14 protein-coding genes are annotated in these 16,539 nt (G+C 40.0%); 7 read left to right on the forward strand and 7 right to left on the reverse strand.

What is annotated here, in order from left to right; translation table 11 throughout:
• Positions 1-5: 5 nt before the first annotated feature.
• Both FTU80_RS03140 and FTU80_RS03145 read right to left on the reverse strand, forming a co-directional pair.
• On the reverse strand, positions 6-1,163 hold the full coding sequence (locus tag FTU80_RS03140) for a hypothetical protein (RefSeq protein ID WP_111885041.1): 1,158 nt from the start codon (positions 1,161-1,163) through the stop codon (positions 6-8).
• A gap of 148 nt (positions 1,164-1,311) precedes the next feature.
• The gene (locus tag FTU80_RS03145) at positions 1,312-1,575 is read right to left on the reverse strand and encodes a hypothetical protein (RefSeq protein ID WP_180084233.1); all 264 of its coding nucleotides are present in this window, start codon (positions 1,573-1,575) and stop codon (positions 1,312-1,314) included.
• A gap of 494 nt (positions 1,576-2,069) precedes the next feature.
• Here FTU80_RS03145 and FTU80_RS03150 point away from each other — a divergent pair, with 494 nt between their 5' ends.
• The 6 genes from FTU80_RS03150 (at position 2,070) to FTU80_RS03175 (ending at position 9,434) form a co-directional block, all read left to right on the forward strand.
• Entirely contained in the window at positions 2,070-2,345 is a 276-nt protein-coding gene (locus tag FTU80_RS03150; RefSeq protein WP_180084234.1) for a hypothetical protein, read from the forward strand.
• Positions 2,346-2,699: 354 nt separating this feature from the next.
• Complete coding sequence (pepN, locus tag FTU80_RS03155; RefSeq protein WP_180084235.1) at positions 2,700-5,309, forward strand: aminopeptidase N; 2,610 nt, start codon at positions 2,700-2,702, stop codon at positions 5,307-5,309.
• A gap of 333 nt (positions 5,310-5,642) precedes the next feature.
• Positions 5,643-5,855, forward strand: a complete 213-nt coding sequence (locus tag FTU80_RS03160) for a hypothetical protein (RefSeq protein ID WP_078193638.1) — start codon at positions 5,643-5,645, stop codon at positions 5,853-5,855.
• Positions 5,856-6,080: 225 nt separating this feature from the next.
• Entirely contained in the window at positions 6,081-6,857 is a 777-nt protein-coding gene (locus FTU80_RS03165; RefSeq protein ID WP_180084236.1) for a Rossmann-like and DUF2520 domain-containing protein, read from the forward strand.
• Positions 6,858-6,919: 62 nt separating this feature from the next.
• Entirely contained in the window at positions 6,920-7,603 is a 684-nt protein-coding gene (locus FTU80_RS03170) for a class I SAM-dependent methyltransferase (RefSeq protein WP_180084237.1), read from the forward strand.
• Positions 7,604-7,817: 214 nt separating this feature from the next.
• Positions 7,818-9,434, forward strand: a complete 1,617-nt coding sequence (locus tag FTU80_RS03175) for a GMC family oxidoreductase (RefSeq protein ID WP_180084238.1) — start codon at positions 7,818-7,820, stop codon at positions 9,432-9,434.
• A 103-nt stretch (positions 9,435-9,537) separates the two neighbouring features.
• Here the strand turns inward: FTU80_RS03175 and trmB are convergent, their stop codons facing one another.
• The 3 genes from trmB to FTU80_RS03190 form a co-directional block, all read right to left on the reverse strand.
• On the reverse strand, positions 9,538-10,254 hold the full coding sequence (trmB, locus tag FTU80_RS03180; RefSeq protein WP_078188891.1) for a tRNA (guanosine(46)-N7)-methyltransferase TrmB: 717 nt from the start codon (positions 10,252-10,254) through the stop codon (positions 9,538-9,540).
• Between the two features lie 175 nt (positions 10,255-10,429).
• Positions 10,430-12,370, reverse strand: coding sequence for a sensor histidine kinase (locus FTU80_RS03185; RefSeq protein ID WP_180084239.1), 1,941 nt, complete (start codon positions 12,368-12,370; stop codon positions 10,430-10,432).
• A 289-nt stretch (positions 12,371-12,659) separates the two neighbouring features.
• Positions 12,660-14,102, reverse strand: coding sequence for a SulP family inorganic anion transporter (locus FTU80_RS03190; protein ID WP_180084240.1), 1,443 nt, complete (start codon positions 14,100-14,102; stop codon positions 12,660-12,662).
• Positions 14,103-14,317: 215 nt separating this feature from the next.
• Between FTU80_RS03190 and FTU80_RS03195 the strand changes: the two genes are divergently transcribed.
• Positions 14,318-14,929 carry a glutathione binding-like protein gene (locus FTU80_RS03195; protein WP_180023888.1) on the forward strand — a complete coding sequence of 204 codons (612 nt, stop codon included), beginning with the start codon at positions 14,318-14,320 and terminating at the stop codon, positions 14,927-14,929.
• 67 nt (positions 14,930-14,996) lie between these two features.
• Here FTU80_RS03195 and FTU80_RS03200 read toward each other — a convergent pair whose 3' ends face one another.
• Positions 14,997-15,569: a hypothetical protein gene (locus FTU80_RS03200; RefSeq protein WP_180084241.1), complete on the reverse strand. Its 573-nt coding sequence runs from the start codon at positions 15,567-15,569 to the stop codon at positions 14,997-14,999.
• 181 nt (positions 15,570-15,750) lie between these two features.
• Entirely contained in the window at positions 15,751-16,536 is a 786-nt protein-coding gene (locus FTU80_RS03205; RefSeq protein ID WP_078193631.1) for a thiazole synthase, read from the reverse strand.
• Between the last annotated feature and the right edge of the window lie 3 nt (positions 16,537-16,539).

The raw sequence follows: 16,539 nt of genomic DNA on the forward strand, positions 1-16,539 counted from the left end.
CTCCCTTAGCGGGTGAAGTAATGGTCTTGATGTTTACAATTACGGCAGAACAGGGTCACATAATCTGCGGCATCATAATCGACAGAGAGTTCTTGTGAACCACAGTACATGCAACGCTTTGTGGAATAAAAATTTAAGCGAGGTTCGATTTTTTTCCAAGCATGGCGTATTGGTTGCACAAAGATACTTTCATCGAGTCCTAAAAAGTTAAAGAGCAAAATTTCACTCATTTTACTAAAGGGGAGTTGTGGCGGACGAGGGAGGGTAAAAGTTTCCCATTTTTCCTGTAAGCCACGTTCACGGTATTGCTGTAAGGTCTTTTTTAACAGATTGGTGTTAATGAAATTTTCATTACGAACTTGCAGGGCTTTTTGTTTATGTAGATATTCGAGTGCTGACTGAATCATATAGTAAATCTGCCCAACCGCTAAATGGTCGAGTAGGCGATAACAGAACACTTGAAAGCTTTTATTTCCTGCAATTTGAATACCCCATGTCTTACAGTAAAACTGCATGAATTGCACAATTTCTTGAAACAGTAGAAGATACAAACACTCTTTCACTTCGTCAGCACTTTTAAAGGGAACACCCAAGGCTAAATTTTCATAAAACCAATGACGGAGTTGCTGCGCTACGCTAAAAAGACTGGGCTCCGAATAGCCATCCAGACGGACATTGATATAATACTGTTCAGCTTGTAGCGCATCATCTTTCACAATCAAAATTTGCTCATGCACGAGATGCTTTTTGAGCGACTGTTGGAAGAAATAATTCGGGCTGATGTTATGATACTTAATAGCGTCCCAGTCGATAAATTCTTGATGCGCCGTATGTTCTTGGACGTGATTATCCAATAAAGCCAGCAAAAAGAGTTTCTGTAAAAAACTCAGTTCACTTAATTCACGTTCAACGATATCTTTATTTTTGAGTTTACGCTGTTCTTGTAAACGGGTTTCTTTCAGTAGTTTTTTTCGCGCAGCCTGACAGTTTTCACAATGACAGTTGTATTGCTGTTCTGGAAATATTTGATGATGACAGTGGCTACACTGATAAAAATTAAATTCTTGCTCATCTAATTTTTCAGCATCTACCCAATACATAGATGCACGACACAACGGGCATTGCGTACTTTCATCCATTTGTTTGCGTAGAATATTGAACATGTTGCCAGCGTTTATTGAAAGATTAAATTGATTATACACATCTCTGTTTAAAGACGGGTTTGGAATTTGAGTTGCGGCAGCTCAGGCGAGAAGTCGACAAATAAAAAAGCTGCATAGTGATGATGCAGCTTTTAGTTAGAATGGATTATTAATAGGCGGCTGGGCATGGGATCGATTCGTCCTCCTCTCCAAATTGTTTGGCTTGTATTAAGGCTTGCACTTTTTTAGACGCGACTTTTTTAGTGCCTAATGCACTATATGAGTTAAGTAATGAACTGACCTCAAAGGCTTTGAAGGGAATCCCTTCGCAGGTCATAAACATTGCAATCACCTGATGGTCGATATTTGCAGCATCAAGCGCTTGCAGTGTCTTCATATTTTCAATACGGATGATGTGTTCTTTAATAAACATAATGCACCTCTTGTTGTTTTAGCCTGAATATTTTGCTTTTGGCAATTAAGTAGATGCAAAACGCATGCTCAAATGTTTTGAGTAGAGATTTTAAAGCAGATAAACTGTATATTTATTTGCTAAGATATTGAAAATAAATTATTAATTTAAAAGTAATAAAATAATATTGATGCGTATGGCTATGTCTAATGAATTCTCAAAATGCTTAAACTGTTGAAAAAGAAACATCTTGGTGCATCGTTTAAACAGAAGTATGCAATCAAATCTAAATCAGAATATTGATATGATTCGAGAGTTAAGGTGCTTTTTGGAGGGAATCGTCTAAGCGATTGGATTTTAAAAGTATATTTGTATATATTGAGCTTATAATTCTAATGATCTTAACTTGCAGGACTGAAACAAAGCGGAATCTACTGAAATTGATACATAGTATGATTCAGCTGGATTTCTAAAGGTTTTGATCTTTTTTTATCCTTTCTTTGTATGGAATACATATGTCAGACGCACTTAAAAACAGCAATATCACCCGTATGCAATTATATAAGCAGTCACAGGGTACGGTTGGTGCGCTGATTATTGGGCATGATCAAACACTGGAAAAGACGATCGAGTTACTTGGCCTGGCGCAGCAACATCAAGTATCTAAAATTTATGTGGCGGGTGCGACGGAAGAAATTCAGCAATTCCTCACCTCAAAAGTCACGGCATTTCAATTTTACTTTGCAGCAGACTACGACAGTGCACTCGATTTAATTTTCGTAAATCAATAATCCTCTAAGTCTTAAGCAGGAAAGTTTGAGCGCAATAATTTGAACGTACAGATGGATTAAGCACCTGTACTTTCTCTTTCTAGTATATAGGCGCTTTATTTATTTTAGGTAGATAAAAAAATTTGCACATTGTTATAGCTGTACTCAACTCAGGCATTTATTTTGCTTAAACATGGCGAAAATATGTGCCAGCCTTTAAATTATTCTATAAAGATGATTGAAAACAACATGCGCTGAGCCCATATATAAATCATTGTAAATGCGAAGACAGCTTATGCATCTTGTCGTATGATCAAGTCATTCACAATGTGTTCAAAAAGCTGATGAAGCAATAACTAAGGAATAGGACGAGATATGAATATTGCGGCAAATCCAGCGGTCGAAGCAGACCAAACTGTTTATTTAAAAGATTATCAAAAACCATCATTTGTCGTAGATAGTATCGATCTAGATATTCAAGTCTTTGATGAGCATACCAATGTAAATGCAAAATTAGTGATGCAGCGTCAAACGGCTGGGGATTTGGTGTTATTGGGTCGTGATTTGGAACTCAAATCAATTCGCTTAAATGGTCAAGTTTTGCCAGCAGATGCCTATGTTGTAGATGCAGAACAACTGGTGATTTCAAATGCACCTGACCAAGCTGTCATTGAAACCGAAGTCGTGATTCATCCTGAAAGCAATACTCAACTCGAAGGTTTATACCAAGCGGCAGGCGATTTATTCGTTACTCAAAACGAGCCTGAAGGCTTCCGTAAAATTACCTATTATCCTGACCGTCCAGATGTGTTGTCGGTATTTACCACACGTGTCGAAGCGGATAAAAAATTCCCTGTATTACTTGCCAATGGTAATTTGATTGAAGCGGGTGAAACCGGTGAAGGTCGTCATTATACCGTTTGGCAAGATCCAACCAAAAAACCATCGTATCTTTTTGCCTGTGTGATTGGTGATTTGGCATTACTTAAAGACTCTTACGTGACTTCTGAAGGTCGTAATGTTGCTTTAGAAATCTATGCAGAAGAAAAAGACATTCCAAAATGTCATATTGCCATGGAAGCTTTAAAACATTCGATGCGTTGGGACGAAGAACATTATGGTCGTCCTTATGATTTAGACAATTATATGATCGTGGCAACCAGTGCATTTAACATGGGTGCAATGGAAAACAAAGGTTTGAATATTTTCAACACCTCTTGTGTGCTTGCTGATGAAGAATACACGACTGATGCTGCGATCATGCGCGTTCAGTCTGTGATTGCACATGAATACTTCCATAACTGGACAGGTAACCGTATTACCTGTCGTGATTGGTTCCAACTCTGCTTAAAAGAAGGTTTGACAGTATTCCGTGATCAGTCGTTCTCAGAAGATTTACAATCTGCTGCGGTACAACGAATCGATGATGTTGCTGTGTTAAAAGCACATCAGTTCCCAGAAGATTCAGGCCCGCTTTCACATCCACCGCGTCCAGATCATTTTGTTGAAATTAATAACTTCTATACCGCAACAGTGTACGAAAAAGGTGCGGAAATTAACCGCATGATGGCGACACTCTTGGGCAAAGAAAAATTCCGTGCAGGTACAGACGAATATTTCAAACGCCATGATGGTCAAGCCGTGACTGTTGAAGATTGGGTAGCAGCACTAACAGCGGGATCAGGTGTAGATTTATCGAGTTTCTTGATTTGGTATAACCAACCGGGTACACCAAAACTTGAAGCAAAAGGTGAGTACGATGCTGCAAATCAAACCTATACTTTAAGCTTGAAACAAAGCTTAAAAGCTCATCCGAAATATCCAAATTTAAAAGCTGTGCCTATTCCTGTGGCTTTGGCATTGTTTGATGCGACGAGTGGTGAACAGTTAGTTCTCAGCTCAGATGCATTGGTTGAAAATGGCATCAAAGATGGCGTGTATTTATTTGATACCGATACTGCAACCATTACATTTAGCGATGTAAAAACCCAGCCTGTTGTGTCTTTACTGCGTAATTTCTCTGCACCTGTTAATCTTGAATTTAACTATTCAGATGAAGAGCTTGCTTTCCTGATGCAGTACGAGCCGAATGGTTTTAACCAATGGCAAGCCAGCCAAACCTTGTTAGAACGTATTTTGTTAAATGGCCATGATGCTGACATCTATGTCCAAGCTATACAAAATACATTACCAGCATTGGTTGAGCGTGATCCATTACTTGCTTCACGTTTATTCGATGTACCGACAGAGGGTTATTTAGGTAGTCGTATTGATACCGACTACAGTCCTGCCCAAGTGCAAGAACAGCGTGAAGCACTGTTAAGTCGTGTGGCACGTGAGTTAGGTTCATTCTTTAAAGAGACTTATGCAACTTTAGACCCAGATGCGCAGAAAGAATTTTCACAAGCCATGGGTGTTCGTGCATTGAAAAACATTATGTTGAGCATGATGGCACGTCAAGGCGATGCATCTGTATTTGAATTGGCTTATGAACAATTCAGCTCTACAGGCAATATGTCTGAACGTCTTGGTGCTTTAAAAGTATTGGTTTGGAATGATGCACCACAAGCACAGCAAGCTTTAGAAACTTTCTATACACGCTTTAAAAATGAAGCCTTGTCGATGGACCAATGGTTTATGTTGCAAGCAGCACATCCGAAAGCAACTGCGGAAACCATTAAGGCACTGACTGCTCATCCTGATTATGACTTGAAAGTACCGAACCGTATTCGTGCGGTTACTGGTGGCTTAAATAGCAATCCTGTCAACACTTGGAGCTTTGGTGTGCAGCATATTGTTGAATTAGCAAAATTCCTCGATGAGAAAAATCCAATTGTCGGTTCACGGTTACTGCAAATTTTGTCCCGTTGGTACACGTTGGCAGAGCCGCAGCGTAGTGAAGTCAAAGCCGAACTTGAAGCGCTTAAACCTGTCGTGAAATCGAAGAATGTATCAGAAACCTTAAATAGCATGTTAAGTGTTTAATCGTTCAACCTCTCTGTACGATTGATTTGAGTTAAATCAGTCCTACTAAAATGAGCCTGTTGTCATAGGTATGGCAGCAGGCACATTTTATATCCAGTCTTTTTTATCTAAACTTTAGTTAGGATTGAAAATCAATCATGTTTAGAAGACAGAAACTGAATGACATTCTCTGATTATTCATTTAAATTTTATAATAATTGCAACATAAATCACATAATGGCGTTACAATAAAATAGGTCTAACACATGAATGACTGTATGCGGTAATGCATCCAAGTTTATGAATGTTTAGATTTTTTATCTATTTTATTATGTGGGATTTTTGAGGCGGGTCATGTTAGTTAAGGTTGATGAAGGTTTTTATTTAAACTCACATCATATTATTGCAATTCGGATTAATAGAGATTTGCTTGATACCTTTGTTGTTTCGGTAGAATACACACCCAACAGTGTGCAAAACACAGGTGTATTTGAAAAGAAATTCAATGCGCGCCGAGATGCAGAACAATACCTACAAACACTGAATCAAATCATTGGTAAATCTTAAAAACGAAAGTGTATATCGTGGATATTGTCTAGATTGAAAGCGATATGATATGAATTACACTCAGATTGACGTCTAGCAAAAGGGATGAAGCGCATCCCTTTTTTGTCTTATCTGAGCGAAACTGATGTAAAGAATTGAAAATAAATCATTCTATCGATACGACTCGATTTGCACGTCCGATATTTTCCTGACATGCTTTAGCCATCCAAAATGAGTTAAAACTATATGCGAATCAGTATTGTGGGTGCAGGTCGTGTTGCACATCATTTGCTCAATGTGCTTCATCCACAACATCACATTGTGCAAGTTTATGCACGAAATCTTGAAAAGGCAGAAAAACTTGCAGCAAGTGTAGGTGCAGAAGCTATTCATACCCCAACTAAGTTGAATGCTGAGATTGATCTATTGATCATAGCGGTGAGCGACCAGTCGATTGCAACCGTTATTCAGCAAGTCAAAGCCTATCTGCCACAAGTTCTGATTGTGCATACGTCAGGTAGCACCAATATCACAGTACTGACCCAGCAGCATTCGCGAGCAGGGGTGTTTTATCCTTTACAAACTTTTAGTTTAGATCGAGATGTGGACTGGACGTCGACACCGATCTTTGTAGAAGCGGCAGATCCTACAGATTTGACGACACTTACAGATTTAGCACACAGCATTAGCCAAAGGGTTTATCAATATGATTCGGCACAGCGCTTGAGTTTGCATCTCGCTGCGGTGTTTGCCTGTAATTTTAGTAATTATTGTTATGACATGGCAAAGCAGATTGTCGATGCAAAACACGTCGATTTTAGTTTACTTTATCCTTTGATTTTAGAGACAGCCAATAAAGCTACTCAGGCTGAACCACGTAACATGCAAACAGGTCCTGCCATGCGTGGGGATCAAAATATCATGCAAATGCACGCCCATATGCTTGAGCAAGCTGATCAAGTCGATCTGAAAGCGGTCTATGAAATGCTGAGTCAGCAGATTCTTGGGCATCATCAGAAATAAATAATCCGTATAGAACAATGAATATTTATTAGCTTAGACATACATGTCAAACAGGATGTTACATGGCAAAAGATTTTAATAGTCCGCAAGTGGTCGCAAGTTATGATGCGCATATTCGAAAATTAATTCCCGGCTATGAACTTGTCCATCAACAAATTCAGGCGGTGTTGAATTGCCATGTCGCTGAAGATGCCCATATATTGATTATTGGATGTGGGACGGGTTATGAATTGGGTTATCTCATGGCCTTGAATCCAACATGGTCATTTACCGTTACAGAATTGTCTGAAAACATGCTGAATCAAACACGCCAACGTGTTGAAGCTGCTGGACAGTTGCATCGCGTCAAATTTGTTTTGGGCAGTCACACTACTTTTGAGCAGGCGAGTTGTTTTGATGCGGTGCTGAGTATCTTGGTGACGCATTTCATTCCATTGTCCGAAAAAAATGAATTTTTAACTAAAGCTTTTGAATTACTTAAACCGCATGGCATTTTTTTAAGTTTTGACTTGATGCAAACTCATTCGAATTTTGAGCAGCGTGTCCTGCCTGAATTTTGCCAAATGCAAGGTTTATCTGCTGCGCAAGCGACAAAAATGATGCAGCGTTTAGAAGATGATTTTGAACTGATTAGCCAGCAGCACTATCAAAGCTTACTGACGGAAATAGGCTTTGATCAAATTTATTGTTTCAGTCAAATCTTTAGCTATGCAGCTTACAGTGCATTTAAAACGGCTATGGATTAAAAGAATAAAGACCAAGTTTGCGTGTACTAAGTTTATCGATCATTTTCACCGATATAGTTACTACGTTGCATGAGTGAAACTTGCATCAAAATTTTGATCAATAGTCTCATTTTTCTTGCTCGGTATGGCGCTCATTATTTTAAGAAAGAAACTTTTCTGTCAGCGTTAAATCCATTATTGTGCATTTATAAAAATAATCAATTGGATGAAAATAATGTCAAAAATGGAATTTGATTACATTGTGATTGGTGGTGGAAGTGCGGGGTGCGTACTGGCTGCACGCCTCAGTGAAGATCCACATATATCTGTGTGCTTATTAGAAGCAGGTGGGCAAGGTGATCAGTGGACGGTCAATATTCCAGCTGCATGCGTGGTGAGTTTACCGACTAAGATCAATAATTGGGCCTTTGAAACTGTGCCTCAAGCTGGCTTGAATGGTCGTAAAGGCTATCAACCACGTGGAAAATGCCTTGGTGGTTCATCGAGTATTAATGCCATGATTTATATTCGTGGACATAAAAATGACTATGATCAATGGGCGGCACAGGGCAATACTGGCTGGTCATACGACGAGGTCTTGCCATATTTTATTCGCTCGGAAAATAACAACCGAATACACAATGAATTCCACGGTAATGACGGCCCTCTGTCCGTCACAGATGTACAAAGTGACAATATTTTCCATCAACGCTATACCGAAGCGGCTCGTGCAGAAGGTCATAAAGTCCTTGATGATTTTAATGGCGCAGAACAAGAAGGCTTAGGGATTTATCAGGTAACACATATCAATGGAGAGCGTTGTAGTGTGGCGCGTGCTTATTTGTTTCCGCATTTAAACCGACCAAATTTAACTGTATTGACCAAAGCCACAACACATAAAATCATTATAGAAGATAAAGTGGCCACAGGTGTTGAAGTCCAACATGCAGGGCAAATGAAACACTTAAAAGCAAGACGAGAGGTTTTACTCAGTGCCGGAGCGATGCAGTCACCGCAGATTTTAATGTTGTCTGGAGTAGGCGACCAGAGCGAACTCCAAGCGCATGGCATTGAAGTGAAACACCATTTACCGGGTGTAGGAAAGAACTTCCACGACCATCCCGATTTCATTTTTGGTTATAAAGTCAAAGAATACCAAGGCACATTTGGCATGTCTTTACCCGGCTCAATTGATATGTTCAAGCAGTTCAGTCGCTATCGTAAGGAACGAAGGGGTATGATTGCTTCAAATTTTGCAGAATGTGGCGGTTTTCTAAAGTCTTCACCCGATTTAGCGATACCAAATTTGCAATTACACTTTGTCGTGGCGTTAGTAGATGACCATGCACGGAAATTTCATACAAGCCATGGTTTATCGTGTCATGTGTGTCTGCTCAATCCAAGAAGTCGCGGCACGATCAAACTAAGTGGTTCCAGTGTCAATGATCCATTATTGATTGATCCAAACTTTTTAGGGGATGAGCAGGATTTAGAAGATTTGGTACAAGGCTTTAAGTTGACGCAGCAGTTAATGATGTCGCCGTCTTTATCGAGTCATTATCAGCAAGATTTATTTACCTCACTGGTCAAAACGGATGATGATATACGTGCAATCTTACGTCAGCGTGTGGATACGGTTTATCACCCTGTCGGTAGTTGTAAGATGGGCGTAGATGAGATGTCAGTGGTTGACCCTGAATTGAAAGTCTACGGCATTCAAAACCTTCGTGTCGTCGATGCATCTATCATGCCTTCTGTGGTAAATGGCAATACCAATGCACCGACAGTGATGATTGCTGAAAAAGCCGTGGATATGATTCGACAAAGTCAGCTCCAAGCGCAAGTAGCTTAGTGGTTATTCATTTTATATGATTTGATACAACACAGATAAATCTTAGATCAAAAACAGCAATAAAAAACCACCGCTAACGGTGGTTTTTTGCTTTATTCCAAAGTTAGTTTACTTTTTTGAAGATGAAGTCATTAATTTTATGGCCTGCTTCAATTCCGCGACGTTCAAACTTAGTTTGCGGACGCCAGTCTGGACGAGGGTAGCTATTGCCTTTACCTGCAAGGTTTTCAAGACGTGGACGTTCTTCAAGAACTTCGATCATCCATTCAGCATACGGTTCCCAGTCAGTTGCTGAATGGAATGTACCCCCGATTTCTAATTTTTCTTCAACCAATGGCATACGGTCATGAGATACAAAACGACGTTTGAAATGACGTTTTTTCTGCCAAGGATCTGGGAAGTATAATTGGACAGTATTAATACTGTTATCTGGCATTTCACGTAGCACTTGGATGGCATCAGCATCTAATACTCGAAGGTTAGTTAAACCTGCAAGACCTGCTTCATACACACATTGAGCGATACCCGGAACATGTACTTCAATACCGACAAAGTTACGTTCAGGGTTTGCTTTTGCCATTAGTACCAAAGAACGCCCCATACCAAAACCGATCTCAACAGTTAATGGGCGTTCAGGGTGTTCAAAATGCTGACGCAAATCCCCAACAGGATATTCCAAAATTAGATGACCATATTGTTCCAGCGCAGTACGTTGCGAAGTATTAAGTGGCGCAGAGCGGCGCATAAACGTCACAATTTCACGGTGTTCGTTTAGGTTATCCAGATCTACAGCGTGCTGGTCTAATTGATCGTTCGACATAACTTTGGCAAATGTAAAAAATTCGAATGCCGTATTTTAAGTCCTGAGATACACAAGTCAAATTTTTTACCGTGAATATATCCGCTTTTTGCTCAATCTTACCGATTGGAGCCGTGCTGAGCATTTGCCATGTACAGTCAAATGCTCAGCTCAAAAGTCATGAATTAACATTAATCTAGGCTGTTTTTTCATCAAGATCTTCACTATCTGTATCATCATGTTTAAACGGTAAAATGGCCTCAAGAACGGTACAACCCGGCTGTGACTGTATTTTAAATTCACCACCGATACGATGGATTCGTGTTTGCATACTATGTAGACCAACATGTAGACCTTGTTCAACATCATTAGGGTCGAAGCCGATACCATTATCTTCAATACGTAATATCAGTTGAGTCTCTGTTTCGCACAAACTGACTTGAACTTTGCTAGCCCGACTATGCTTTAAAATGTTGGTCAGGGTTTCTTCTGCGACACGAGTCAAATTGAGACATTGGGTCGCAGAAGGTGAGTGAATCCATTCGGCAGCAATTTTCCAGCTCGAGCTCATGTCTAATTCTTCAAAGAGCTGTACAAAGCGATGGCGAATCGGTGCCGCCCATTCGATCGGGGTGTCTGGAACTTTCGTTCCTATACTCGAACCTGAATCGATGACTTGTCTTAAATCATTTCGGAACAGTTTAAGCATCGACATGATTTGTGGTTTTTCAATTTTGTCATTTTGTTCTAACAGTAAAATTGAACGGACAATTGATCCGCCTAAACCATCATGTAAGTCATGAGATAAATGAATTCGTTCTTGAAGTCGTGCATTTTCAAGCGCGAGTTGATGTTGTTGACCAAGTGAGGTAGCGAGTTTCAGTTCAGCTCGTTGTACATTTTCAGTTAAGGTCTTATTAAAACGTTCAATTTGACGGGTGTGTCGAGCTAAACGCAAAGCCAGTACGCCGCCCAAGACGAGGGTGGTTAGTGGGCCAGTATATGGTGAGAGCGCATGGCCTTCCATGGTCATCATAAAGTGCGCATCATGTACCGCAATCGGTAAATAAATCAGATACAGCGTTGCAAGCAAATAGGTTTCGGCCATTTTGGCTTTATACGCCAAGTACGGGTAGCTAATACATTTGGCCACAAAGACCAAAACAAAGAAGCTAAAACAAATTTGGATGACGGTCTTTAAATAAGCCTCTGGTGCAAAACCGATACAGAGTGCTGCGATGGTGGCAAGGCTTAATAACAGTTTTTGAATTTTCGGGAAGGGATGGTTTGCAAAATACCACGCACCAATACAGCCAAAAACTGTATAAAAACAGAAAATAATATTTTGTAGGCGGTCGACCTGTACGGTGGTTAGAAATGTAATTGGCCCATTAAAAATAATACACAGGCTATAAAACACCCAAGCCATGCCTGTGATGGTTAACCATAAATAAGCTCTTTCATTGCGATTGGCGAGCCATGCTAAAAAAAAGAACACAGCCACGACGAAATTAATCATCGTATTGAGTTCGACTAATTGTCGTTGTTCGAGTAGCCAAATCTTAAAGGTGTCGTAGACTTGCGGGTATTCCCCAATTTGAACTGAACTGAGTCCTGATTTTTGGGTCACTGAACCATACACTTGCACCCAAATGGTATTTACACCTTGCTTTAAACTCGAGCTAGGCAAGTTCAATAGTCTAGGTTGATGTTGGCTTCGTGAAAAATGTTCTGCTGAAATGTAATCTTGCCAAAGTAGGGCATCGTTGATATAAACCCGTCCACTTTGGGTGATGCCTTGTATAGCGATAGCAATGGGTTGATTTAACTGATGGAAATTACAGTTCAACTTAAATTGGATTTTGTACCAAGCGATACCATGATAGTCCGGCCAACGTTTATTCCATGTGTCTGGAAGCTTTTGCAGATTTTGCCAACCTGTACGTGGGCGCTCTTGCTCGACAGCGCTTTTAGCTGTGGCAATATGGGTAATTTCAACAGGACAATGACTGCTTGAGATCTGAGGGGTGGAATTGGCAAAAGTGGGTATAGCGAAACAACATAGCAGGCAAAATAGACTCGCTAAGACCAGCAGCCGATTTGCTTGAATGCAGTGTCGTGACCAAAACCATACCATCAAAATTCCCCCAATTTTGTGTATCCACAATTTAAAAAAATAAATAGAAAGTCACATCAAATCTTTATTTTATTTTTGATAGTTATAATTTTATGAGATGAATTATACAGTTAAATCGAATGAATGGTGAATTTTTCTCTTTTTTATAGCCTTAGTATTTTATGTAATGTCATTACAAATGAGACTTTGATTATTGAAACCCTTTGCTATATACATCCTGAATAGGGTATCAATAGGTCACACTTTATTGAAAATTGATTGGATTCAAAGTGAATATTTCAATAATCCATTAGTCACTGACACGGTCGAGTAAAGTGCTACTTGCTTCATTTAAGCCAAAAACCTCTACTTGAATCTGTCTTGATTCAAATTTTTGCACGACATTCTTCAAAATATTAACGGAAGTAATATCCCAAATATGTGCATGACTCAGATCAATTCGCACATGACTAACCCTCTCCTGAAAATCAAAAAATTGATAAAAACTCTCAGAGCTACTAAAGAAAATTTGCCCATAGACCGTGTAACTACGGACTTTGTCTTTAAGTTCTGATGTGACTTTTACCGAACTTTCTAGTTGATTGATAATAAACAACGCAGAGAGGAGCACGCCAACCAATACGCCAAGGGCCAAGTTATGTGTTGCAAGCACCACGATCACCACAGCAATCATCACGACATTAAAAGACATTGGATGCTTTGAAAATTGCTTGACAGAATTCCATTGGAACGTAGTGAATGACACCATGACCATAATCGCGACTAAGGCAGCCATTGGGACATAAGCCAGCCAGTCTTTTAAGAACACCACCAAACACAACAAAAATACACCTGCAACCAAAGTGGAAAGGCGAGTTCGCGCGCCAGAACTAACATTAATAATCGACTGCCCAATCATGGCACATCCAGCCATGCCGCCCATAAAGCCACTGACAATATTGGCAATCCCTTGACCACGACATTCCTGATGACGATCACCTTCAGTTCCAGTGACTTCATTGATCACTGTCGTGGTCATCATCGTTTCTAATAGGCCAACTGTTGCTAGGGTAATGGAATAGGGAAAAATAATCGTGAGGGTTTCAAGATTAAAAGGAATTTCAGGAATCAAGAAAATAGGTAAAGTCTCTGGAAACTTACCCAAATCACTCACAGTACGCAGGTCAGCACCTAAAAATAATGCCAAACCACTGAGGACAATAATGCAAATCAGCGGTGATGGAATGGCTTTGCCAATTTTAGGTAGATATGGAAAAAGATAAATAATCGCAAGCCCTAAAAGCATAAAGACATAGCCCCAACTATCCATCTTTGACATTTCAGGTAGCTGTGCGACAAAAATCAAAATCGCGAGTGCATTTAAAAAACCATACACCACTGACTGCGAGACGAAGCGCATAAGTTTTGCGACTTTAAAATAGCCAGCAATGATCTGAATCACACCAGTCAAAACCGTGGCAGCCAAAAGGTATTGCAAACCATGATCTTTGACCAAAGTGATCATAAGTAAGGCCATCGCACCCGTAGCAGCTGAAATCATTGCTGTACGACCACCAAAAAAGGCAATGGTGACGGCAATACAAAACGAAGCGTACAAACCAACCTGAGGGTCAACCCCAGCAATAGCTGAAAAGGCGATGGATTCTGGAATCAACGCAAGTCCAACCACCAAGCCAGCGAGTACATCAGTACGAATATTGGAAAACCATTGTTCTTTTTTAAGTTGTAACACGGTAACTTTTCATCAAATCTTAAACGCGGCTATGTTAAAACAACTGAGTATAAAAATGCATAACACAGTGACTTGAAATCTTCTTAAATATGGATAATAGTCAATGAGTATATGTGTTTCAGCATTTACGCTTTTTTGCAATTTACAGGTTTGATCACTTGAAAGTTTGACAGAAGAGATTTAAAACATTGAATAGTACATAACAAGGATCAGATATGAAGCTTTATTATTCTCCAGGTGCATGTTCATTAGCATCACATATAATTTTAAATGAAATTAATGTCGATTTTGATTTGGTCCGTGTTGACCTAAAAAACCATAAAACAGAAAAAGGGGTAGATTATTACGAGATCAACCCAAAAGGTTATGTACCTGCATTAGAAATAAACCCAGGTTTGATCCTGACCGAGAATGTGGCCATTTTACCGTTCCTTGCACAGCATGATCCAAAACAAGACTTAATTCCGCCATCAGGTTTAGGTCGTGCCAAAGTTTTAGAATGGCTTGGCTATTTGAACTCAGAATTACATGATGCTTATGCCGTATTCTTTGGTGCACCACTAGATGCAGACGCAAAAGAAAAAGCTTATGCAGAAATTGATCGTTTATTGACATATATCGATAAAGCGATTGATGAATCGGATAACGACTATTTGGTCGATGATAACTTTGGCCCAGCAGATGCTTATCTCTTTGTACTGACAAATTGGTCAAATGGCATCGGTCATGATTTAACGCCATATAAAAATATCATTGCATTACGTAACAAAGTTGCAGAGCGTCAATCAGTTCAAATTGCGATGCGTGATGAAGGATTGATTCCTTAAGTTGTGTATTCAAATTGAATAATAAAATACCGCCGAAATTGGCGGTTTTTTATTGCTCAGGTTCAACTTAGTACTCGAACTGTGTATAGAAATCATCAAAGTTAATATTTTTAAGCGTCAGTTGTTGTGGTGCTTTGAAGGTTGACCATTTGGTTTGAGTTTTGGCATCTTCAAACATATTGCCGCCTACAATTTCCTTACGTTTTAAGGTCGAAAAATTATAGCTTTTCGATGTTTCTTCACCAGAAGCTCGGTGAAAGCTATTGTAGTCAAAACCAATCAGATCAAAGCGTTGATTTTGCCAACGGAAGGTATAACTATGTCGGGGCCATTCCCAGCCACCACAAGCCATAAAATAACTAAAATGAACGAGTAAATTGCCTTTACTGATTTGGATGTCTTCTGCTTCAGCAAGTGGATCAAGTAAGCATGAATTCGGTTGCTGAGCGACAGGGATGCTGTTGTTTTCAGCGATACGTTGATATCCCTTTGCGGTTTTAAAAAACACGATGAGTTTTCGTGGATGGTTATGAACGACTTTGCCATCGTCATCATAGGTCGCTACATCGACTTTTTGCTTTTCCACGATCATAGCAATATCTGGCATTTGATCTTTGTTTAGGTCTCCACTCGTAGCCATCAAAATGTTCCAACCTTGAGGCGCGAGTGATTTGGCTGTGCTCGGCACTTGGGCAGACAGCCAACTAGATGCGACACAAAGACTCAAAGTACAAAATATATGGGATATTTTCATTATTATCAGGTTTTCAAAATCAAAAAGAGGACTCAATAGAGTCCTCTTTTATACCGTGAATGAGTTCTTATTTAAAGAAGTATCCGGTTTCAGGTGAACTGGCATTTGCCATGCGCTTACGTGGCATACGTCCTGCTAGGAACGCTTCACGACCGGCTTCAACTGCTTTTTTCATCGCTGAAGCCATCAGAACAGGGTGTTGAGCTGCTGCAATTGCTGTATTCATTAATACGCCATCACAGCCCAATTCCATCGCTATCGCTGCATCACTTGCTGTACCGACACCAGCATCGACCAAAACAGGTACTTTGGCATTGTCTTTAATGATCGAAATGGTATGTGGGTTGAGAATACCTAAACCTGAGCCAATAAGACTACCTAAAGGCATAATCGCTACACAGCCCATGCTTTCCAGTTCTTGTGCCACAATTGGGTCATCTGAGGTATAAACCATGATTTCAAAGCCATCGTCAATCAACGTACGTGCAGCTTTTAAAGTCTCGGTAATATTTGGATATAGGGTTTTCTCATCCCCTAAAACCTCAAGTTTAACCAGATTGTGACCATCTAAGAGTTCACGCGCCAACATACAAGTACGGACCGCGCTGTTCGCATCGAAACAACCGGCTGTATTTGGCAAAATCGTATATTTCTCAGGTGGAACTACAGAAAGCAAGTTCGGCTGGTCTGGATGTTGACCAATATTCACACGGCGAATGGCAACGGTCACAATTTCAGCACCACTGGCTTGAATGGCCTGGTCAGTTTCCGTTAAGTCCTTGTACTTACCTGTACCAACTAAAAGTCGTGAATTAAATGTACGTGAACCAATGATTAGGGGTGTATCTTCCATGGG

This window comes from Acinetobacter sp. YH12145 (genome assembly GCF_013418335.1).
In the GTDB taxonomy this organism is placed as follows: Bacteria; Pseudomonadota; Gammaproteobacteria; order Pseudomonadales; family Moraxellaceae; genus Acinetobacter; species Acinetobacter amyesii.